17 protein-coding genes are annotated in these 20,772 nt (G+C 57.2%); 9 read left to right on the top strand and 8 right to left on the bottom strand.

Features of this window, described 5'->3' with window-relative positions; translation table 11 throughout:
• Nucleotides 1–104: 104 nt before the first annotated feature.
• A complete protein-coding gene (gene recD, locus JQR86_RS13535; RefSeq protein WP_434154915.1) occupies nt 105–2,099 on the top strand; it encodes an exodeoxyribonuclease V subunit alpha in 1,995 nt (664 codons plus the stop codon).
• A gap of 244 nt (nt 2,100–2,343) precedes the next feature.
• The gene (rmuC, locus tag JQR86_RS13530) at nt 2,344–3,930 is read left to right on the top strand and encodes a DNA recombination protein RmuC (protein WP_434153721.1); all 1,587 of its coding nucleotides are present in this window, start codon (nt 2,344–2,346) and stop codon (nt 3,928–3,930) included.
• Between the two features lie 42 nt (nt 3,931–3,972).
• Here the strand turns inward: rmuC and JQR86_RS13525 are convergent, their stop codons facing one another.
• The gene (locus JQR86_RS13525) at nt 3,973–5,286 is read right to left on the bottom strand and encodes an MFS transporter (protein WP_258019872.1); all 1,314 of its coding nucleotides are present in this window, start codon (nt 5,284–5,286) and stop codon (nt 3,973–3,975) included.
• 620 nt (nt 5,287–5,906) lie between these two features.
• Nucleotides 5,907–7,829 carry an AAA family ATPase gene (locus JQR86_RS13520; protein ID WP_019366627.1) on the bottom strand — a complete coding sequence of 641 codons (1,923 nt, stop codon included), beginning with the start codon at nt 7,827–7,829 and terminating at the stop codon, nt 5,907–5,909.
• A gap of 432 nt (nt 7,830–8,261) precedes the next feature.
• Here JQR86_RS13520 and JQR86_RS13515 point away from each other — a divergent pair, with 432 nt between their 5' ends.
• From JQR86_RS13515 to JQR86_RS13495, 5 genes are all read left to right on the top strand, one after another.
• The gene (locus JQR86_RS13515) at nt 8,262–9,047 is read left to right on the top strand and encodes an SIR2 family NAD-dependent protein deacylase (protein ID WP_434153720.1); all 786 of its coding nucleotides are present in this window, start codon (nt 8,262–8,264) and stop codon (nt 9,045–9,047) included.
• Nucleotides 9,048–9,316: 269 nt separating this feature from the next.
• Nucleotides 9,317–9,946 carry a helix-turn-helix transcriptional regulator gene (locus tag JQR86_RS13510; RefSeq protein ID WP_019366625.1) on the top strand — a complete coding sequence of 210 codons (630 nt, stop codon included), beginning with the start codon at nt 9,317–9,319 and terminating at the stop codon, nt 9,944–9,946.
• Nucleotides 9,947–9,950: 4 nt separating this feature from the next.
• Nucleotides 9,951–10,343 carry a curli production assembly/transport protein CsgE gene (csgE, locus tag JQR86_RS13505; RefSeq protein WP_125888758.1) on the top strand — a complete coding sequence of 131 codons (393 nt, stop codon included), beginning with the start codon at nt 9,951–9,953 and terminating at the stop codon, nt 10,341–10,343.
• Nucleotides 10,340–10,762 (top strand): curli assembly protein CsgF, encoded by a 423-nt coding sequence (locus tag JQR86_RS13500; protein ID WP_019366623.1) that lies wholly within the window; start codon nt 10,340–10,342, stop codon nt 10,760–10,762. The genes csgE and JQR86_RS13500 overlap by 4 nt, the downstream gene beginning before the upstream one ends.
• A gap of 28 nt (nt 10,763–10,790) precedes the next feature.
• Complete coding sequence (locus JQR86_RS13495) at nt 10,791–11,642, top strand: CsgG/HfaB family protein (protein WP_010797523.1); 852 nt, start codon at nt 10,791–10,793, stop codon at nt 11,640–11,642.
• 41 nt (nt 11,643–11,683) lie between these two features.
• Here the strand turns inward: JQR86_RS13495 and JQR86_RS13490 are convergent, their stop codons facing one another.
• The 4 genes from JQR86_RS13490 to pobA form a co-directional block, all read right to left on the bottom strand.
• Nucleotides 11,684–12,757, bottom strand: a complete 1,074-nt coding sequence (locus JQR86_RS13490) for a glycoside hydrolase family 5 protein (protein WP_010797524.1) — start codon at nt 12,755–12,757, stop codon at nt 11,684–11,686.
• Between the two features lie 484 nt (nt 12,758–13,241).
• Nucleotides 13,242–14,039 (bottom strand): hypothetical protein, encoded by a 798-nt coding sequence (locus JQR86_RS13485; RefSeq protein WP_434153719.1) that lies wholly within the window; start codon nt 14,037–14,039, stop codon nt 13,242–13,244.
• 66 nt (nt 14,040–14,105) lie between these two features.
• The gene (gene nadC / locus JQR86_RS13480; protein WP_434153718.1) at nt 14,106–14,954 is read right to left on the bottom strand and encodes a carboxylating nicotinate-nucleotide diphosphorylase; all 849 of its coding nucleotides are present in this window, start codon (nt 14,952–14,954) and stop codon (nt 14,106–14,108) included.
• A 98-nt stretch (nt 14,955–15,052) separates the two neighbouring features.
• Nucleotides 15,053–16,237, bottom strand: a complete 1,185-nt coding sequence (pobA, locus tag JQR86_RS13475) for a 4-hydroxybenzoate 3-monooxygenase (protein ID WP_434153717.1) — start codon at nt 16,235–16,237, stop codon at nt 15,053–15,055.
• A gap of 169 nt (nt 16,238–16,406) precedes the next feature.
• Here pobA and JQR86_RS13470 point away from each other — a divergent pair, with 169 nt between their 5' ends.
• Both JQR86_RS13470 and JQR86_RS13465 read left to right on the top strand, forming a co-directional pair.
• A complete protein-coding gene (locus JQR86_RS13470; RefSeq protein WP_010797528.1) occupies nt 16,407–17,303 on the top strand; it encodes a helix-turn-helix domain-containing protein in 897 nt (298 codons plus the stop codon).
• Between the two features lie 45 nt (nt 17,304–17,348).
• Complete coding sequence (locus tag JQR86_RS13465; protein ID WP_434153716.1) at nt 17,349–18,206, top strand: LysR family transcriptional regulator; 858 nt, start codon at nt 17,349–17,351, stop codon at nt 18,204–18,206.
• A gap of 40 nt (nt 18,207–18,246) precedes the next feature.
• Here the strand turns inward: JQR86_RS13465 and JQR86_RS13460 are convergent, their stop codons facing one another.
• Together JQR86_RS13460 and hmpA are read right to left on the bottom strand one after the other, a co-directional pair.
• On the bottom strand, nt 18,247–19,425 hold the full coding sequence (locus tag JQR86_RS13460) for an HPP family protein (protein WP_434153715.1): 1,179 nt from the start codon (nt 19,423–19,425) through the stop codon (nt 18,247–18,249).
• Nucleotides 19,426–19,568: 143 nt separating this feature from the next.
• Nucleotides 19,569–20,750 (bottom strand): NO-inducible flavohemoprotein, encoded by a 1,182-nt coding sequence (gene hmpA / locus JQR86_RS13455; protein WP_434153714.1) that lies wholly within the window; start codon nt 20,748–20,750, stop codon nt 19,569–19,571.
• Between the last annotated feature and the right edge of the window lie 22 nt (nt 20,751–20,772).

Below are 20,772 nucleotides of genomic sequence, written 5' to 3'. Positions count from 1 at the left end.
CTTTTGCCGACGAGCCTGCGTCAGCCGATGCTGCAGCCGCTGCGTCGGCCAGGATAGCCACTGCACTGACGGCCCATACACCGGACCTCCGGCCGCTTGAATGCATGGCGGATCTGTTTTTGCTGCTGGACCGCTGGGTTGAGCGAGGGTGGCTTAGGCCGCTGGACCGCGCCTTTGTATCCTTTCTTTATGAGCTCGACGGGCAGAGCCACCCGAGCGTGATGCTGGCAGCGGCATTGACCAGCCATCAGCTGGGCCATGGGCATGTGTGTCTGGATCTCGCCGAAACCTTGGGCAACCCGGACATGGCATTATCGCTGCCACCGGAGGGCGATGAAGACAGGCAACCGGTGCTGCTGCCTTCCGAGGTACTGACAGCTCTCAACGTAGCGCACTGGCTGAGTGCGCTGGAGGCCAGTCCTATCGTGGCCATCGGTCAGGTGGATGACTGTCCGCTGGTGCTCGATGGCCAGCGGTTATATTTGCGCCGTTACTGGAGCTATGAGCGCCGTGTCAGCGAATGCCTGCGGCTGCGTCTCTCCGGCCTGGGGTCTGTGCCGGATGACCTTTGCACACGCTTGGCTGCGCTGTTTCCCGAGCGTCCATTGATCGATGGCAAGAACGTGACCGACTGGCAGAAGCTGGCCTGTGCCCTGGCGGCGCGAGGCGCGTTCAGCATCATCACCGGCGGTCCGGGTACCGGCAAGACCACTACAGTTGTCCGGCTTCTTGCGCTGCTTCAGGCTCCGGCTGTCGAGAAGGGAACGCCCATGCGTATCCGCCTGGCGGCGCCAACAGGCAAGGCTGCCGCCCGGCTGACTGAATCCATTGGACGACAGGTCCAGTCGTTGGGTGTAAGCGAGGCCGTGCGTCCGCATATTCCCGTGGACGTTACTACGGTGCACCGGCTGCTTGGCAGCCGCCCGGATACCCGTCATTTCCGCCATCACGTCAGCAACCCGCTGCCGCTGGATGTGCTGGTCGTGGATGAGGCGTCCATGATCGATCTGGAGATGATGGCCTGCCTGCTCGACGCACTTCCGCAGCACGCGCGGCTGATCTTGCTGGGCGATAAGGATCAGCTGGCCTCGGTCGAGGCAGGCGCCGTTCTGGGCGATCTGTGCCGTGATGCCGAGCTGGGCTATTACACGCCGAAAACTCGCGCGTGGCTGGAGGAAATCTGCGGGGAATGCCTGAGCGACGAATCGCTGGAAGACGGTCACGAGGAGCATCATGCCCTGGCACAGCAGGTCGTCATGCTACGTCATTCTCGCCGGTTCAATTCCAGTAGCGGTATCGGCCAGCTGGCGCGCCGGGTAAATCTTCAGGAGGCCAGCGGTGCACGTGAGCTGCTGGTCAAAAAGACCTACGATGACCTGTTCTGCCTGCGGCTGCGCGATGCCGAAGACAGGGCGCTGGAGAAGCTGGTGCTAGAAGGTCATTCACCCAAAGGACCTCATGGCTACCGGCATTATCTGCGCGTGATGCAGGCGCTTCGCCCCAGTTACGACCTGCCTATGGATGATCCTGTCTGGGAAGCCTGGGCCAAGGCTGTGCTGGATGCGTTCGATGAGTTCCAGCTACTCTGCGCGGTCCGTAAAGGACCGTGGGGAGTGGAGGGCCTTAACCAGCGGATTGCCAAGGCATTGCTTAATGCAGAACTCATCAGCCAGGACCAGGGCTGGTACGAGGGCCGCCCGGTACTTGTCACCAAGAACGACTATAGCCTGAACCTCATGAATGGCGATATCGGCATTGCCTTATGTATGCCCGAGCCTGCCAATCGATCAGGCAAGGCAATCCGGGTCGCATTCCCGCGCAACGACGGTAGCGGCGGTCTGCGCTTCATTCTGCCGAGCCGGTTATCTGCCGTGGAAACCGTGTTTGCCATGACAGTACACAAGTCCCAGGGCTCCGAGTTCGCGCATACGGCGCTGATCCTGCCGGATACGATCAGCCCAGTGCTGACCAAGGAGCTGATCTATACCGGTATCACCCGGGCCCGGGACTGGTTCAGCTTGATCGAATCTAAAACAGGCGTTTTTGAAGAGGCGGTGTCCCGCCGGGTCAGGCGCTTGAGTGGGTTGATGCTGATGTAAGCCCGTTCACATGTAAAACGTATCGGCCTTGGCCTCGGCGTGGAGCGCCTTACCCAATCTGTATTTCTTGCAGGTTGGTGGGGCAGGCTTGGGAGTCATCGCTGACGTGGCGGCTGGTGTCACAAACGCTACCAGGCTGTTCTTCAAATCATACTTTCGCGCTAAAACCGGGCCGTAGGCACTGGACGGGCTCATCCGGCCCACATAAGGTGCGAGCTTTGATGTATCCGTTGTGAGGCTGGCTATGAATTCGCTGAACCTGATCTCCTTGGTGTTGCCGCTGGCGGCGCTGTTGGGATGGGGCGTCACGGCAGCGTTGCTGGTCAGACAGCAGCAAGGTTTGCAGGCGCGCCTTCAGGAAACCCAGGAACTGATCGAGGCAGAGCGCAGTGAGGCCCAGCGGTTGGAAGTGGCCAACAGTCGGCAGGCAGTTGAGCTGAATGCCGAGCGCGACCGTATAAAGCAGTTGAAAGAGCAAATCGAAATGCTTCGGCAAAGCGAGACGGAGCTGCGAGCTCAGACACGTCAGGCGCAGCTGGAGATGTCGGATCACCGTGCCGCGGCTGAAGCGGCGCGCGCGCAGCTGGACGGCCTGCAGCAGCAGCTTGCCGAGCAGCGCACCCAGCAGGTCCGCGAGCAGCAGATACTTCGTGAAATACAGACACGGTACGCCCAGTTGGTGGAAGAACATGCCACCTTGCGGACCACGCTTGAGCAAAAAGAACAGCATTTCCTTGAGCAGACTCAGCTCCTGAAGGAAAGCCGCGAGCAACTCAAGGCCGAATTCGAGCAACTGGCCAGCCAGATCTTCGAGGCGAAGGGGCAGACCTTTTCCCAGCACAGCCAGCAGTCGCTGGATGCATTGCTCAAGCCGTTTCGCGAGCAGATCGAAGCGTTCCGCCACAAGGTTGAAGATATCCACCACAAGGACACCCAGCAGCAGGCCGCTCTGGCACAGCAGCTGTTCGATCTAAAAGAGCTTAATCGGCAGATCACGCAGGAGGCCCATGAGCTGGCGACCGCCCTGAAAGGCCAGAAGAAAGCTCAGGGCAACTGGGGTGAGCTGATTCTTGAAAACGTGCTGGAGCGCTCCGGTTTGCGTCAGGGCACCGATTTCATGCGTGAGGTCAGCTTTACCACCGAGACAGGTCGTCGTCGGCCGGACGTCCTGGTGTATCTGCCCCAGAACAAGCACCTCATCATTGATGCCAAGGTCTCGCTCAACGCCTATACCCGCTACATCAATTGTGAAGATGAGGCCGAGCGCCGGATCGCTCTGGCAGAACACGTGCGCGCGGTAGGAGAGCGCATCCGCGAGCTATCGGATCGTGAATATTTCAAGCTGCCGGGACTCAACGCGCCCGAGATGGTTTTCATGTTCGTACCCATCGAGTCGGCGTTTGTCGAAGCCCTCAAGGCAGACGAGACCTTGTTCCAGCGGGCCATCGAACAGAATGTGCTGGTCGCAACCCCGACCACCCTGCTGACCAGCCTCAATATTGTCCGGCAGCTCTGGCGCTTCGAAGACCAGAGCCGGCACACCGCCGAACTGGCCGACCGCGCCAGCCGGGTATACGACAAGCTACGGACCTTTCTGGGAAGCATGGACGGTATTGGCAAGAGCCTGGAAAAAGCCCAAGAGGCTTATCACAAGGCCTGCGGGCAGCTCGTTAGCGGGCAGGGCAACCTGGTCAAGCAGGTCAACGATTTCCGCGCGTTGGGCGTGTCCGTCAAAGCCGAGATCGATGAGCAGTGGGCAGAGCGGGCGGACCTTGAACTGAACCTGATTTCCCTTGAGGGAGAGTCGGTGTTTCAGGAACGTGAGGCATAAAAAAGCGCGGCACAGGCCGCGCTTTTTCATTCAGGAGCAGGCTCAGCTCTTGGCTGGTTCGGCGCCAGTGAGTGCCTCGTTCGCATTAACCGGCTGCGTGTCGGTCAGGTGAGAGCGGTCGGTTGCCACGTTCCAGACGATCAACGCCGCCACGATGTCGAAAATGGCCAGTACGATAAACAGTGGGCTGTAGCCTACCTTGGTCACCAGCACGCCGAAGACAAACGTGAACGCCGCGGCGCCCAGGTAACCGAACATGCCGCCCATGCCGGTCGCAGTAGCCACTTCATTCTTGCCGAATGCGTCAGCGGTCACCGAGTACAGCGCTCCTGAAAGCGTCTGATGGGCAAAGCCTCCGATGCAGAGCAGGGCAATCGCGGTATACGGGCTCGCCACAAGGCCAGTACAGGCTGGTGCGATCATGCAGAAGGCACCCAGCATTAGTACGATCTTGCGCGAGGTGAACAGCGAGACCTTGAGGTGCTTGTGGAAGAAGGGGCTCATGTAACCGCCCAGCACGCAACCGATGTCTGCTGCCAGGAAGGGAAGCCAGGCAAACAGAGCCACTTCCTTAATGTTCATGTGACGTTCGGTCATCATGTACAGCGGAATCCAGGCGTTGAAGGTCTGCCAGGCCGGCTCGGACAGAACGCGCGCCGCTCCAATGGCGAAGAAGTTTCGGCTGGTCAGAATCTTTTTCCAATTGGCTTTGGCAGGCGTCTCATCCTTGTGCTGGGCTTCCTGGCCCGAAAGAATGTAGTCCCGCTCGGTGTCGGACAGCAGTTGCTGCTGACGCGGATGTTTGTAGAACACTAGCCAGAGGGCGCTCCATACAATGCCGAGCACGCCCACGATCAGGAACGCCAGCTCCCAGCCGCTCTGCAGGATGGCCCAGACCACCAGCGGCGGTGCCAGCAGGGCGCCTACCGATGAGCCGATGTTGAACCAGCCAATGGCGACCGAGCGTTCCTTGGCTGGGAACCACTCGGAGGTAGCCTTCACCCCTGCGGGGATACCGGCCGCTTCTGTCAGCCCCAGTAGGCCCCGGAAAAACGCAAGCCCTTGCCAACCGTTGGCCATGGCTGCTGCTGCGCACGCCACCGACCAGGCAATGGCGAAAATCGCAAAGCCCAACTTGGTACCAATGGCATCCAGCAAGTAGCCTGCAATAGGCTGCATGAAGGCATAGCAGAGCTGCCAGGCGATTACGATGTGAGAATACTCTTCGGCGCCAAAATCGAGCTCTTTCATCATGGTGGGCGCTGCCACCGACAAGGTATTACGGGCCAGGTAGTTGACGATCAGACCGCCCGTGACAAGGGCGACCATCCACCAGCGGATTCCTTTTATTTTCATGACACACCTTTAATTGTTCTTAATGGTTGAGCTGTGCTGCAGGGCAGGGCTAAAGCGTTGAAACGCCGCAATGCGTAATCAAATGCTGCGTTCGAAACAGGACACACAAGGCGAGCAACGGGCGCGAAGCATTCGGCGTGATATCGCCATAAAGGGGCTTAAACCCGGCCAACGAATAACGAAATGATGCGGATCGGAGGAAGCGTGCATGAGGCACGATGGATTCAAGAGGCGGATGTATGACGTCTTTGATTTGACGCCGGACCTGCGGGTGATGCCAAGCAAGCGTGACAGATGTAGGCCTGTCAACAGGCTTACAACTGCCCTAGCAGGCGGGTTTACCTCTGCGCGATAAGTAGTCGGTGCCACACGGTTTCGAATAGGTGTAATCGCTGCGAGGGCCATAGCGCTACATATCCATTTGTTATGATTGTTGTGTCATACGTCGTCATACAACTGGAAATATTATGTAACGTTCCTTTGTTACTTTGTCAATTCAGACTATCGGCGAAAGGCAGACGGTTTTGCTTTCTACGGTAAGAAATTGCAGATTTTTCCCAATAAAAAAGCCCGCGGTGTTCACCACGGGCTTTTGGGATCAGCGAGAGCTGCGGCGGAAATTAGTCCAGCGTCCAACCGCTCATGGCTGCGTTCTGGGCACGCTCGGGATCGGCCTTGATGGCGCGATTGAGGGCCTTGACTGCCTCGCTACCGCCATGGGCAGCCAGAGCCTGCATGACATCCTCGCCCGGGATCGTCTCGTGCTCGAGCAGGCCTTGGGTAATGCTGTCCAGGGCCGGACGCAGGCGCTGCAACAGGGCCATGCATTGATCGTTCAGGCGATGCAGGAGCTCATCTGCGGCCTCGATGGACGTATTTGCATCGTATTCAATGCCGGCATCACGCAGTGCCTGAATGCTGATCAGCGAGCCTTTCGGTCCCATACCCAATGAACCCACCATCGACAGGGCCAGCTTGGAGGCTTCCTGCAGGTCCTGGGCCGCGCCCGAAGATACTTCATGGAAGTAGATCTGTTCGGCACAGCGGCCGGCGAGCAGCATCTGGATACGAGCCTTGAGTTCGGACTCCAGATGAAGACGCTTGTCTTCCACCGGTGTTACCAGTGTCACGCCCAGGGCCTGACCACGGGGCAGGATGGTCACCTTCTCGACACGCCCAGTGTTGAGCGCCGCTGCTACCAGAGCATGGCCGGCTTCGTGTACGGCAATACGGGTCCGCTCGGTATCGCTCAGCGGCGTGACAGCAGTAGGCTGCTCACCGATACGGCAGGTCTCGATCGCATCCACAAAGTGGCTCATGCTGACCTGAGTGCAGTTCTCACGTGCCGCCAGCAGTGCCGCATGGTTGGCAATGTAGGCAATGGCTGCAGGTGTCAGGCCAACGGTGTTACGGGAAAGGGCCTCGAAGTCCAGGTCACCCTGCACCTGAATTTTCTTGGCGTACAGGCGGAACAGCTCGATACGGTCCTCCAGGGTTGGCAGGCCGACCGCAATGGTCCGGTCGAAGCGGCCTTCACGCACCAGTGCCGGGTCCAGCGAGTTGGCAAAGTTGGTCGCACCCAGGACAAGCACGCCGCTGGAACCATCGAAGCCGTCCATCTCGGTCAGGAACTGGTTGATGATGCGGTTGGCTTCCGCGTCGCTTGAGCGGGACTGCTCGGCACGCTTGCCAATACCGTCGATCTCGTCGATGAAGATGATGCACGGTGCCTTCTTGCGCGCTGTACGGAACAGGGACTTCACTTTCTGAATGCCCACTCCGAAGAACATCGAGGAGAAATCACTGCCCGTCACCTGGATGAAATGCGCGTTGCATTCCGTAGCCAGTGCCTTGGCCAGCTGGGTTTTTCCTGTGCCCGGCTCACCAGTCAGCAAGACACCCTTTGGCGGACGTGCGCCCAGTGCCGAGAAGGCGGCAGGGTTACGCAGGCAGGTAGTGATGTCCTCCAGTGCACGCTTGGCTTCATGGGCCCCAACGACATCCTCGAAGGAAACATTCGTGCCCTTGCGCTGGATCTTGAAAGGGCTCATAGCGCGGAACGCCAGCGGTACGGCCAGCAGAAGCAGCAGCAGATAGGTGGGCAGGTTGGCCAACAGGCTTTCCATGACCGGACTGCGCTCAGCCGATTCGGCAAAGGTCGCAACCGGGAACAGGGTCTCGCCACGGTTCGAGTAGTCACGCAGAACCAGATCGCCGACCCGGCCAGACGGATCGGCTACCGTGTAGTGAGCATTGGCCGTGGTAGTGATATACACCGCTTTTTCGCCAATCACAGCACCTGCAATGGCGTTGCTGCGCATGTCGTTGACCAGAACGGACAAGTCCTGCGGATGGTCTGTCCACGGTTGTGGTGCCGTGCGGACCGTATCAAGCATCGCTTGAACCGAGCCGGGGGCTGCTGTGCTGACAGTTGCCTGACCAGACGTCAGGCTCCAATAACCGATACTGCCAGCAATTACTGCTGCCAAGGCCAGCGCGGGAATAACAGTGAAACGATGCTTACTAAAAAAGGATTTCTTCATGGCGATTCCGGTGAGGCGAAACGTCAGCAAGAGAAAAATACTCTCGCTCGAAGGGAACTTCCGGATTATCGGCATGTAGCGCAGCGAGTGAACCCACTCTTGTCGAAATGCGATGAGTGGCGGCACCGTCGGTCGAGTTTGAAAACGATAAGGTATCTGTTGGTAAAAGAAAAATGAGAACTTTGAGCACTTGTGTAGCGTATTTACACAAGTGCTCTGGCATGCACTTCCCATTAAAAAGGTAGCGCCTGCCGCAAAAACTGGTTACGTTTCAACTGGCAAATTCATATTAATTGGCTACAACTGGATAAGCATTTCATATTCAGACAAGAACGTTTTATTCACCAATAGGACTCTTGGTGAAAAAAGACCGGAAAGGCCTCTTTATAAAAGCAGGATCGGCCCACTCATGGAAAGATTGGAACAGATGTTATGAGCCAAACCCCATCTTCTACGCCCCTGGCGATAGATGAAGCGCTGAAACACTGTATTCGCGATGCACAGCATGTGGTGTTCTTTACCGGTGCAGGCGTATCGGCCGAAAGCGGCATTCCCACCTTTCGAGATGCGCAGACCGGACTCTGGGCAACGTTCGATGCCACCGAACTGGCAACCCCCGAAGCCTTTGAGGCGGATCCGGCCCTCGTCTGGGGATGGTACGAATGGCGTCGTATGAAGGTGCTGAATGCTCAGCCCAATCCGGCCCATCTTGCCATTGCCCGTCTGGCCCAGCACTTTCCACGCGCTACCGTCGTTACCCAGAATGTCGATGATCTGCACGAGCGTGCCGGGAGTGCCGATGTATTGCACCTGCATGGCAGCCTGCATCAGCCGCGCTGTTTTGCCTGCGGCACCGGCTATTCGTTCGAGCGTGAAATACCGGTTGAACCAGATCAAGGTCGTCGTGTCGAACCGCCACGCTGTTCCAGGTGTAATGGTTTTATAAGGCCGGGCGTCGTCTGGTTTGGCGAGTCGTTACCGGTACAGGCCTTGCAGCAGGCATTTGATGCGGCAGCCCAGTGTGATGTCCTGTTTTCCGTCGGTACATCCGGTGTGGTCTACCCGGCCGCTCAGATGCCTCAGATTGCGCGTGACGCCAATGCCGCGGTCGTTCATATCAATCCGCAGCTGGTTTCAGGAGTACATTCCGATGACTGGACGTTGATTGGTGCAGCAGGTGATCTATTACCTAAGTTGGAAAGAGAAGTCTTTTCCTGATGTATCTCGTTACGTGAATACAGTCCTGTTTCATAAAGTGTTCACGTTGGTTCTTGAGAATTCTGTTGTTTCAATCCAGCCTACTGAATATTCAACCGTCATCAGGGAGTGATGCCAAAAGAATCTCAATATATCGCTGTGTTTAATTTCTCATTTGTTTGAGGCGAAATGGTTTCAGGGGCTTTTTTGTTTGTGATCGCAAGATCGTTGGATAGCCTACCGACATTAAGAATAACCGAGGCTTAAAGTTGAGTTCAGCAGACGCCATTATGGCAACAGGCCGCCCGCCACTTACCGTCAAACTACTGACCAAGAATCAGTTGTTGGGGCAGTTGTTCCAGCACTTTCTCAATCAGCAGACGGAATTCGAGTTATGCGTGGGTGACTTCAATGGATTGGAAAAGGCCAGGGCATCTCTGTGGCTGCTTGATGTCGGTAGTGTCGCATTCGAGCAGTGCTCGGCTGTGCTGGATCAGTTGATTGGTCAGGCACCGGTTGCGCTGGTCAATACCTCGGATGAGCAGGCGCAGCAGCTCATCGAAAAGCATCCCGAGATCAAGGGAATCTTCTACACCCATACCTCCCGAGAGCTTTTGCTCAATGGCATACAAGCCCTGCTGATGGGACGGGACTGGTTGCCACGTGATGTCATGGAGCGTCTGATCGAGCGCTATCGGCGGATGCAGACACTGGAAGAGGAGGCGGTGGACCTGACCGGGCGCGAGCGTGAGATCCTGAGCCTGGTTGGCAAGGGGTATTCAAACGCGGAGATTGCCCATCAGCTTTGCCTGAGTACACACACCATCAAGAGTCATATTCATAACCTGCTTCGCAAGATTGGCGCCTCCAATCGTGCAGAGGCCGCGCTGAAGTTCTACGAAAAGAGTAAAGGACATTAACGCAATGAAGCGCTGGGGCGTCGGACTGCTGGGGATGATGATGCTGATGTCGGCACAGGCTGCCGATGATGAGGAGAATATCCAGGGCTTTATCGTCGACAACACGATCTCCCGCTTCGGTCACGACTTTTATCGCTATTTCAGCGATCGGTTGGTCGATACCAGCCAACTGGATTTCAACTTGGTAGTACGCGAGAGGCCTTCTGCGCGTTGGGGAAGTTTGGTCTGGGTGGAGCATGACCAGCGAGTGGTTTACCGACAGTTCATCCAACCTAATGTCTCGGAGCTCAAAGGCACGGCCTATGCAGCGGCGGACATGGTCAAGGACACAGTCGCTAAACAAAAACTGGAAAATCTTTTATATGACACCTTCGACATGGACAGAGACGAGCTATGAAGAATAAGAACGTACATTCGGCAACGATGCTAGGGCTGCTATTGCTAGGTTCCGTCTCGTCGCTCCAGGCCACTGAACTAGTCTATACCCCCAAGAACCCTGCTTTTGGCGGCAGCCCGTTGAACGGCTCGTATCTGCTCGGTAACGCGCAGGCCCAGAATGACTATGACGATCCGGATGCCAAGTCTTCCAGCAGTATGTCGGCCATCGAGCGCTTTACCAGTCAGTTGCAGTCGAGCCTGCTTTCGCAGGTATTGACCAATGCCCGTAACGGCAAGGCAGGCAGCGTTACTACCGACGATTTCATCGTCAATATTCTCAATGACGAAACAGGGCAGCTGGTCATCCATATTACGGATCGGGTGACAGGCGAGGTCTCTGAGATTGCCGTAAACGGATTGGCCGGAACGACTTACTAAGCAGCACGCTAAATCAGGAATAGCCATTATGAAACGACTCATGATGTCGTCAGCGTTGCTGTGCGCGATGCTGATGCAGGGATGTTCTGTGCGTGACCCCATGCCCGCCGAACAAAATGCCCAACCTACACTGACCCCACGGGCTTCTACCTATTACGATCTGCTGAATCTGCCGGCGCCGCGAGGCAAGCTTGTTGCGGCCGTCTATGGGTTCCGTGACCAGACCGGCCAGTACAAGCCCAGCCCGGCCAGCTCGTTCTCTACCGCCGTCACCCAGGGTGGCGCCAGCATGTTGGTCGATGCACTCCAGGCCAGCGGCTGGTTCGTGGTGCTGGAGCGTGAGGGTTTGCAGAACATTCTGACCGAGCGCAAGATCATCCGGGCGACCCAGAGCAAGCCCAACACGCCACAAAACATTCAGCAGCCGCTCCCTTCACTGCAGGCAGCCAACATCCTGCTGGAGGGTGGCATCGTTGCCTACGACACCAATATTCGCAGCGGCGGCGAAGGCGCTCGCTACCTGGGAATCGGTGCGTCCCAGGAATACCGGGTCGATCAGGTGACGGTCAATCTGCGCGCCATCGATGTACGTGGCGGACAGGTATTGGCGAACGTGATGACATCCAAGACCATCTTCTCGATTGGTCGCTCGGCGGATGTCTACAAGTTCGTCGAGTTCAAGAAGCTACTAGAGGCAGAGTCTGGCTATACCACCAACGAGCCGGCTCAGCTTTGTGTGCTGTCGGCTATCGAAGCGGCTGTCGCACATCTGATTGCCCAGGGGATCGAGCGTAAATTGTGGGTCGCCTCCGACGTTCATGCGCTGGATGACAATGAAGTCCTGAGCAAGTACGTGACCTCGAAAACGATGCCCAAGTAAGCCAATGGGGCCTCAAGCAGGCCCCATTTCCATAGGCCCGATCAATTCGGGCCTATTTGTATGCACTGACTAGGTGTGCTCAGGTATTTCTTGAGCGTCGGCCATTGCGGGCGTTCCTGTCCATTCACGGGCTCAACCGCCAGGTTGTAGTTACCCCAGCCAGGACCTGCCGCCCAATAGGTTGCCGGGATACAGTTCTGTCTGAGATAGGCCAACATGTTGTCCATCAGTACCAGCCAGCGAGGATCATTGTCCGGGACGCCAAACTCGCCGATATAACCCTTCTTGCCATGCTTTTTCAGCCATTCTACGAAAGGCTTCACTCGCGCCACACCATACATGGGGTCCAGTGTGCTGACGTCCACGGTCTCGTAGGTGCCACCGGAGTTGTTATCGAAATAGGTGTGCGCCGAGAAAATCAGATTGTCGGACGGGTCTTTCAGATTGAGCAGCGAATCGTTCCATTGCGCCCAGCGGGTTGCCTCCGCCCAACCATTGCCTTCGACAATGATGGGTTTGACCTTGTCCACAGTACGCACGCCATTGATGCCATGCTGTGCTGCGGTCGGCCAGTAATCGAGCGCACCGTTGGGTTCATTCATGATGTCGTAGGCGTAGAGGGCAGGGTGCTTGGCCCAACGAAAGGCGATGCGGTACATCACGTCGTGGTAGGCCGCATACGGCACGTTCTTTGTACCAATCAGCTCACCGCGATAGCGCGCATAGTTGTGCAGGTCCAGAATGACCCGCACATTGTATTTCTGTGCATAGTTCATGGTCTGCTGGATCAGCCCTACATAGTCTGGATCGAGCATGTTGTAGAGCTTGGGCTGTAGGCGCTCCCAGATAATAGGGAAGCGAATCAGGCGAACGCCTCTCTCGCTCCAATCCTTGAAATGGGTTTCCGTAGGGAAAATGTAGTTGCGGTTGTTGAGGCCGGGTAGAACATGGGCCGCAAACCCAGCGCCCGACATGTTCAAGCCAACCAGACCGACGCTTAAATCATCCGCTTGGGCTGTAGCGGATAGCGTAGCCACAGAAGCAGAGAGCAGCAGCCCCTGTACTGCACCACGAAAGAGGCGTCTGAGTCGTGCGATGGATTCAAAGCGGTTCATGAAAGTTTCCCCAATATTGAATAAATCAATTACCAGCTGCTGTGTTGCGCTGGATAAGCCGTGACAGTCGTTTAAGCACCGAGGTGATTTCTGCAGCGCATGCTGTCGTTGTGCTTGGCGTATCGACGGCTTAGCGTTTGGCTTGAGGAAAAAAATGGCAGTGAAAAGGCCGTCATAGAGCGGCGATTAGTCGCAATAATAGCTATTTGGAATGATTAATTCAGGGCTGTCAAAAATATGGCGAAGGCGCTTATAAAAATAATTGGCGCGGCTAAGTGACGATGAGTCAACGATTAACCAGAGCTATGAATGATGTTCGGGACAGATATTTTCGTGGACGAAAAACGCACAGGAAGCGCGAGGCGGACCAGCGAAGAGGATTTGAAGCGTTAACGGCTAAAGTTCTAAAGTGTGAGCTTGATCAATTTATCAGTGGCCTCTGCCGCTGCTGCAGAAGCCACCGATTCCAAGGGCATTCCAGACGTTAATGCACGGATTGGGCGCCTACCTTGCTGAGCACTGCAAGGGTCTGCTTGAGCGCGGCGAAGGCAGCGTTAGTATTCTCATCCGTACTCAACAGGCCGTCGAACAGGCTGGCAATCAGCACGTTATCCCGCTGCGTAAAGGTTTCGATAATGGCCGTTGCGTTCACCTTGGCAGCCGTACCGGTTGCCTGGATATGCTCGACCAGCAGCGAGGCAAGCAGGGCAACATAGCGGGCTGCCAGAGGGTAGGCCTTGAGAAACACACTGTAGGGCGCGTCAAGCAGGCTTGGAGAGAACCCTTTGGCGAGACCACGTTGAGCCGTAGCGGCTGCCAGGTGAATGGCTGCCTCACGGTCCTGAGTAACGGCAGGATTATCCTGCAGCGCCTTGCTCATATGGGTAATAAGTGTGTTGAGAAATACCTTGCGGTTGGCCAGGTATTCGTCTTCGATATCCAGCAGGTTCTTGTGGACGTATGCCAATTGCCGGGCTTCTTCTTCGCCTTCGGCGGCAATCGTCGCGTTAAAGGCTCGCGTCAACGGCGCGGCGAGGATGCTGGGTTTGCGTCCTTCCAGCTCGGCCTGAAGAATTGGCCCGCTGGAATCTGAAAAGAAGATGCGATCTTTGTACTGCTTGAATAATCCGTTACGGGCCGTTACCCATTGCTCGGGTTGAAAGAGCTGTACGGCCGTGCTGTCGGAAATGATGACACGGTTCTTGGGACGTGCAGACAGGTAGGCTTCCAGCTGTGGGCTGGTGAAGGCGCTGCTATCGATGACAAGGTAGCGATGGCTCACAAAGGTTCCTTGATAAAGCCTGCGGGCCAGCGAACCGGCCTGCAGTGAACAACAGGAGGCATATGATCAAAGCGCCAGGCGCATGGAAAGATCCAGTGCCTTGACGTCTTTGGTCAGCGTGCCTATTGAAATATAGTCGACACCGGTTTCGGCGATTGGGCGAATGGTCGTGTCGTTGATACCGCCCGACGCCTCCAGCCTGGTGCGGCCCGCATTGACTCTTACGGCCTCGCGCATATCCTCAAGCGAGAAATTGTCGAGCATGACGATTTCAGCGCCTGTGGCCAGGACCTGCTCCAACTCAGCGAGGTTCTCAACCTCTACTTCAACCGGCTTGCCGGGGGCGATACGACGCGCCGTCTCGACCGCCTGAGCAATACCACCGCAGGCCGCAATATGGTTTTCCTTGATAAGAAAGGCATCGTACAGACCAATGCGGTGATTATGACAGCCGCCACAGGTAACGGCATACTTTTGTGCCAGCCGCAGGCCGGGTAGGGTCTTGCGCGTATCCAGCAGGCGGACCTGAGTACCGCTGACCAAGTCTGCGTAGTAACTGCAGCGAGTCGCTGTGCCTGACAGCAGTTGCAGGAAGTTGAGCGCTGTTCGCTCGCCCGTCAGCAGGGAGCGGGCGGGGCCTGACAGGGTAAAAAGAATCTTGTCGGCCATGACCCGTTCCCCGTCCCGAACCTGCCATTCAACCTTTACGGTGGAATCGATCTGGCGGAACACCTCATCGACCCAGGCGGTGCCGCAGAGGGTGGCGTCTTCGCGGGTAATGACAGTGGCCCTGGCGGTGCGGTCGGCAGGGATGAGCTGGGCGGTGATGTCGCCGGTTCCTACATCTTCAGCCAGCGCAGTGCGGACGTTGGCCTGAATTTCCTGAGATAATTGTTCTAGGTAGGTGCTGGGCATGGACAGTCCTGGCGTGCAGCGTAAAACGCAGCCGAGTGGATGCGCTTTACGGGCGTGGGTCAAGACGGCCAGATTACCAGAGCTTGGCTGCCGTCGCCTTACTCGATCGGTTCATAAGGCAGACCCACATAGTTTTCGGCAATGGTTTTTCTACCGGCTTCAGAACCCAGGAAATAATCCAGCTCGGTCTGCTGGATGCGGCGGCCAAAGTCATCGGTATCAGGAAAGCGATGAAGCAGGGATGTCATCCACCAGGAAAAACGTTCGGCTTTCCAGACGCGGCGCAAACAGACCTCCGAATAGCGTTGTAGGAGATCCGTACGGCCGTCGTGATAGACCTTGGTCAAAATCCGATACAGGGTGCAGACATCGCTGGCCGCCAGGTTCAGCCCCTTGGCCCCTGTGGGTGGAACGATATGCGCCGCATCGCCGACAAGGAAGAGATGACCATACTGCATGGGCTCGACCACAAAACTGCGCAGAGGCGCGATGCTTTTCTCGATAGAGGGGCCGGTAACAAGTCTGGCAGCGGTTTCGGCCGGCAGGCGCTGTTTGAGTTCATCCCAAAAGCGTTCGTCGGACCAGTCCTCGACCTTCTCGTCAGCGGAAACCTGCACGTAATAGCGGGTACGCGTCTTGGAGCGCATGCTGCATAGGGCAAAGCCGCGCTCATGGTTGGCATAGATCAGCTCTTCGTTCACCGGTGGGGTGTCGGCCAGGACGCCCAGCCAGCCGAAGGGATACACCCGTTCGAACGTCTTGAGCGCGTCTGCCGGAATCGACTGGCGCGAGATGCCATGATAGCCATCGCACCCGGCGATATGGTCACAGACCAGGCGTACGGTTTCGCCATTCTTTTCAAAGGTCACATAGGGCTTTTCGCCTTTCAGCTCGTGAAGCTGTACGTTGCTGGCTTCGTAGATACTAAGCGCACCACTGGCCTTACGTGCCTCCATCAGATCTCGGGTGACTTCGGTCTGGCCGTAGATCATGACCGTCTTGCCACCGGAAAGCGTCTTGAGGTCGATGCGCTCTTGGCGACCTTCGAACGCCAGCTCGAATCCATCGTGGACCAAGCCTTCCCGATCCATACGCTCGCTGACGCCAGCCTCGCGCAGGAGGTCGACCATGCCCTGTTCGAGGACGCCGGCACGAATGCGGCCCAGCACGTAATCAGGACTCTGACGTTCGAGGATAACGGTGTCGATGCCAGCGTTGTGCAGCAGCTGACCCAGGAGAAGGCCGGATGGACCGGCGCCGATGATGGCGACTTGTGTCTTCATTGTTATGGTCTCTCGCTTATTGTGTCGTCACGTCCGGCGAAGGGGTGGCCAGCGTGCGTTCTTATCTGCGTCGCCTGTATTTTTGGTTGATCATTGCCGGGCGAGAAGGCACTTTACGTAGGAAGTTCTGGACTTTTATAAACACCCTTGCATAAGAACGAGGTCCACCATGAAACCGCCCGTGCCGAATATTCCGGTGTTCATGCTCTATGGCGACCCATTGGAATGGCCTACACCGGACCTGCTGCATTGCGAGTCCATCCCCAAGCGCAGCAGCCTGCACGATTGGGAGATTCAGTTGCACCGGCATGCCGATCTGGTGCAACTGCTCTATGTGCGAAAGGGATGGGCCGAGCTTAATGTGGATGGGCAGCAGACCCGGATCGATGATGCCGCCATCCAGGTGGTGCCTGCCTTTTGCATTCATGGATTTCGGTTCTCGGAGGACATCGACGGTTTTATTCTCACCCTGGCGATGCCCCTGGTTTCCCGGCTGCAGGAGCATCTGGGCGGGCAGACCCAGACCTTCAGCCAGCCTGCGCTTTATCAGGTCGGACGAGAGCGGCGTTACATCCACACGCTGTTTGCCGCGATCAATAATGAGTACAGCTCCTCGGCGCCGGCGCGGGACCTGCTCCTGCAATCACTGGTTGGGGTGTTGGCGGTATGGTTGGGGCGGCAGGTGATGGTGCGCGACGCCCAGGAGCGGCCCGAGCGGGGTCAGTCCTACCTGACTGCGTTTTCCCAGCTGGTAGAGGCGAATTACAGCAATCACTGGCCTATCGAGGCCTATGCCAAGGCGTTGGGTATCACACCGGCCTATCTCAATGGGCTTTGCAGGCGGCTGCGCGGACAGACCTCACTGGGCGTCATCCATCAACGGCTGTTGCTTGAGGCTAAGCGAAACCTGATCTACACGGGCCTTACGGTTAACCAGATTGCGGATCTGCTGGGCTTTTCCGAACCGGCGTATTTCACGCGGTTCTTCAAGCGGCTGGCCGGGGTGTCGCCCTCGGTGTTCCGCCAGGAGTCCTCCTCGCGCGAAGCAGAACTGCATACAGCCTGAGTTCATGGCTACACTGACGGCTCGCTTATCGATAATCGGATACCCATGGATCTTGAACTGGCCCGTACCTTTCTTGAAATTGCCCGGACTGGAAGCTTTCTGGCTGCGGCGGAACGGCTGCATGTGACGCAAACCGCGGTCACGGCGCGGGTACAGAATCTGGAAGCTCAGCTTCAGTGCCGGCTGTTTGTGCGTAACCGGGCGGGTGCGAGGCTGACGGCAGATGGTCAGGTGTTTGCCGGATATGCCAGTCAGCTGGTACAGACGTGGGACGCTGCGCGGCGGGACCTGCCGCTGCCGGAGGGGTTTCGCAATCTGCTCACGGTAGGCGGGGAGGTCAGCCTGAGCAATCCATTGATCCTCAATTGGGTAAAGCGTTTGCGGGAGGCATTGCCTGGCTACGCGGTACGGGCTGAGATTGCCGACAGCAGTCGTCTGCAACAGCAGGTAGAGCAAGGCGTGCTGGATGCGGCACTGGTCTATCAGCCGGAATACTGGCCAGGAATGCAGGTCGAGCAGGTGCTGGAGGAAAAGTTGATTCAGGTCTGCTCGGTAGCTCAACCTGAGCCCTACATCTACATTGATTGGGGCGAGGCCTTTCGCAAGCAGCACGACGCAGCCATGCCCGAAAAGGCGAAAGCAGCGCTTTCTTTCAGTCTGGGGCCTCTGGCCTTGCAGTACCTTGTACAGAATGGAGGTGCAGGATATTTCAGGACGCGCGTCGTCCAGAGCTATCTGGATAACGGCATTCTGCAGCGGATAGAACGAGCACCGGAGTTTACTTATCCCACGTATCTGGTGTACTCGCGGGACAAGGAAACGCCCGTGCTTCAGGATGCGATCCAGTTGCTGCGAGACGTGATCGGTGAGGACGCAGACTGGTCCCAGCGTTGGGAGGGGTAAGGCCGGGAGGACACATGGCCTTAACCATGCGCCCTCTGAATCAGGCGGCGCTTTCCTCGGAGGCGCGCTGATTGGCCGCCTCACGGTGCGTCAGTACGTTCTTCAACCAGCGTTGGTAGAGCGCAGCGATCAGGTCGGTCTGGCTGATGATGCCGACCAGGTTGCCCGGCTCATCCAGGACAGGCAGGTAATGCAGGCCCTTGTCTGAAAGCAGTGACACCAGCTCCACGATATGGGTGGTATCCCGCACACATTGCACATGGCGTGTCATAAAGCGCTCAAGCGGGATATCGCCTGGATTACCCTGCGCGTTCGGCGAGCCCGGCTCGATGGCCTTGAACAGGTCGGCCAGGGTCACGATGCCCACCAGATGCTTTGCCTCATCAAGAATCGGCAGCGCTTTCAGGTGATGAGATTCCAGCAGATTCCAGGCATCCTGTAGCCGCGTGTCAGGATGGGCGATCTGTAGGTCCCGCGACATGATCTGAGCGGCGGTGATGGCGCCCATGCTACGACTCAAGGCGTGGCGCTCGGTCTGACGGACCAGGGACTCAAGGTCGTCTCGAGTGATGTCGACAAAGCCACCAAACTCCTTCATGGCAAGCTCAAGATCTGCCGTCGTAAAGCCCGCACGCTGCGACGGAAGCGGGTCTCGCGTGTTATGCGGATTGGCGGCTGGCGCCGGAGCTTTCGGGTAGGGCAGGCGAGTCAGGTTGTTGTAGATCAGGGCACCTGCCAGGACGATTAGCGAACAGAGCGCCACCGGCAGCATGATGTACAGACCGAGCTGTTGAAAGGCCGGTCCGCCCAGGCTGACTGCCACGACAACTGCGATGCCCGGTGGATGGAGGCAACGCAGGCTGAACATGGTCACGATGGTCAGCGCCATCGCCACCGCGGCGGCCAGCAGGGTATGGTCGATCCACTGGCCAACCAGCGCACCAATTCCAGCAGCCACTACGTTGCCGCCGATAATCGACCAGGGTTGCGCCAGAGGGCTGGACGAGACAGCAAACAGCAGCAGGGCTGATGCACCGATAGGGGCTGCAATTCGCAGCGCAATCTCGAGTCCGTAGAAGTGAGTACACGCCAGAACGCTGGCTACCATGCCCAGGCAGGCGCCAAGCGTGGCACGGACCAGTTCACGGGGCGGGGCTTTGACGGCAACAGGTTTGAAACGCTTGAACCAGGGCAGCAAGGAACGCAGTCTTTTTTTCACGATTATTAGAGGCTTTTATAGGCACGCAGGTAATAGCCTCTTTATCCTAGCGAGCCTCCTGGGATCGATCTAATAAATAATAATGAGCCTTTTATTCAATAAAAGTGAATTAAAAGGCGGGCCGTTGAGACCCGCCTCTTTACTCAGGCTTCCAACGATGCTGCTGGCCCAAAGAATTCATAGTGACTTTGCGCTTCAGGTACACCCAGTGCTTTCAACTCACGCTTGATCAAAGCCATGAAGGGCTTTGGACCCAGGAAGTAGGCATCCAGGTCACGATTCTCGGGTAGCCACTGTTCCAGTAGTGCATGTGTTAAAAGTCCGTTTGCATCGCCCCGATCCTCGGGACGCGGATGGCTGTAGCAGAAGTAGCAGCGTAGCTGAGGATGCTTTGCCTTCTGCGCTTCGAGCCACGGGCGGAAGGCTTGGACGCCTGCATCGCGGGCGCAGTGGATGAAAGTAATGGGACGACGGGTTTCGAGTGCCGCTTCCAACATAGTGAGTGCCGGAGTGATGCCGACACCAGCGGTAATGAAGACCAGGGGCTTGTCAGATGGCCTGAGCGTAAACTCGCCTGCCGGTGGGAAAAGCTCAAGACGATCCCCTTCGTTTACCTGATCGTGCAGGTAATTGGAAACACGGCCATCGGCCTCGCGCTTGACGCTGATGCGGTATTCGCGACCGTTGGCGCGTGCCGATAACGAGTAATTACGGCGTACCTCTTCACCCTCCAGAATCAGGCGCATGCCAATGTATTGGCCCGGTTGAAAGTCCAGCAGGGCTCCGCCGTCCTCGGGTACCAGGTAAAAGGACGTGATCTCGTCACTCTCTGCCACCTTGCGGGCAACACGAAACCAGCGACCGCCACGCCAGCCGCCGGGGGCTGCTTCATGAGTGGCGTACAGATCTTCCTCTGCGCCAATCAGGATATCGGCCAGCTGACCGTAGGCTGCGGCCCAGGCGTCGATCACTTCGTCGGTAGCGATTTCCTGGCCCAATACCTCGCGAATAGCCCGCAGCAGGCAGGTCCCTACGATGGGATAATGTTCCGGCAGAATCTGCAAGGCGACATGCTTGTTGACGATCTGAGCCACCAGCGGGCCGAGTGCCTCCAGCTGGTCGATATGACGGGCATACATGAGTACGCCATTGGCCAGGGCACGAGGCTGGGCGCCACTGGCCTGATGCGCCTGGTTGAACAAGGGGCGGACCTGCGGGTACTCGTTGAGCATCATCTTGTAGAAGTGAGTCGTCAGCACCTCACCTCCGGTTTCCAGCAGCGGAACGGTGGACTTGATGATTGTGCGTTGTTGAGCGGTTAACATGGTTTAGCTCCTGCGTTGGCTT

The organism is Pseudomonas sp. JZ134, assembly GCF_051027695.1.
Lineage (GTDB): Bacteria > Pseudomonadota > Gammaproteobacteria > Pseudomonadales > Pseudomonadaceae > Chryseomonas > Chryseomonas luteola.
Note: the sequence above shows the minus strand (reverse complement) of the source record. Positions and strands in the feature narration are given on the sequence as shown.

What these genes read in the sequence shown, in the direction of transcription:
- recD (WP_434154915.1), top strand. Translation starts at nt 105, where the DNA reads ATGGCGGATCTGTTTTTGCTGCTGGACCGCTGGGTTGAGCGAGGGTGG.
- rmuC (WP_434153721.1), top strand. Translation starts at nt 2,344, where the DNA reads ATGAATTCGCTGAACCTGATCTCCTTGGTGTTGCCGCTGGCGGCGCTG.
- JQR86_RS13525 (WP_258019872.1), bottom strand. Translation starts at nt 5,286, where the DNA reads ATGAAAATAAAAGGAATCCGCTGGTGGATGGTCGCCCTTGTCACGGGC.
- JQR86_RS13520 (WP_019366627.1), bottom strand. Translation starts at nt 7,829, where the DNA reads ATGAAGAAATCCTTTTTTAGTAAGCATCGTTTCACTGTTATTCCCGCG.
- JQR86_RS13515 (WP_434153720.1), top strand. Translation starts at nt 8,262, where the DNA reads ATGAGCCAAACCCCATCTTCTACGCCCCTGGCGATAGATGAAGCGCTG.
- JQR86_RS13510 (WP_019366625.1), top strand. Translation starts at nt 9,317, where the DNA reads ATGGCAACAGGCCGCCCGCCACTTACCGTCAAACTACTGACCAAGAAT.
- csgE (WP_125888758.1), top strand. Translation starts at nt 9,951, where the DNA reads ATGAAGCGCTGGGGCGTCGGACTGCTGGGGATGATGATGCTGATGTCG.
- JQR86_RS13500 (WP_019366623.1), top strand. Translation starts at nt 10,340, where the DNA reads ATGAAGAATAAGAACGTACATTCGGCAACGATGCTAGGGCTGCTATTG.
- JQR86_RS13495 (WP_010797523.1), top strand. Translation starts at nt 10,791, where the DNA reads ATGAAACGACTCATGATGTCGTCAGCGTTGCTGTGCGCGATGCTGATG.
- JQR86_RS13490 (WP_010797524.1), bottom strand. Translation starts at nt 12,757, where the DNA reads ATGAACCGCTTTGAATCCATCGCACGACTCAGACGCCTCTTTCGTGGT.
- nadC (WP_434153718.1), bottom strand. Translation starts at nt 14,954, where the DNA reads ATGCCCAGCACCTACCTAGAACAATTATCTCAGGAAATTCAGGCCAAC.
- pobA (WP_434153717.1), bottom strand. Translation starts at nt 16,237, where the DNA reads ATGAAGACACAAGTCGCCATCATCGGCGCCGGTCCATCCGGCCTTCTC.
- JQR86_RS13470 (WP_010797528.1), top strand. Translation starts at nt 16,407, where the DNA reads ATGAAACCGCCCGTGCCGAATATTCCGGTGTTCATGCTCTATGGCGAC.
- JQR86_RS13465 (WP_434153716.1), top strand. Translation starts at nt 17,349, where the DNA reads ATGGATCTTGAACTGGCCCGTACCTTTCTTGAAATTGCCCGGACTGGA.
- hmpA (WP_434153714.1), bottom strand. Translation starts at nt 20,750, where the DNA reads ATGTTAACCGCTCAACAACGCACAATCATCAAGTCCACCGTTCCGCTG.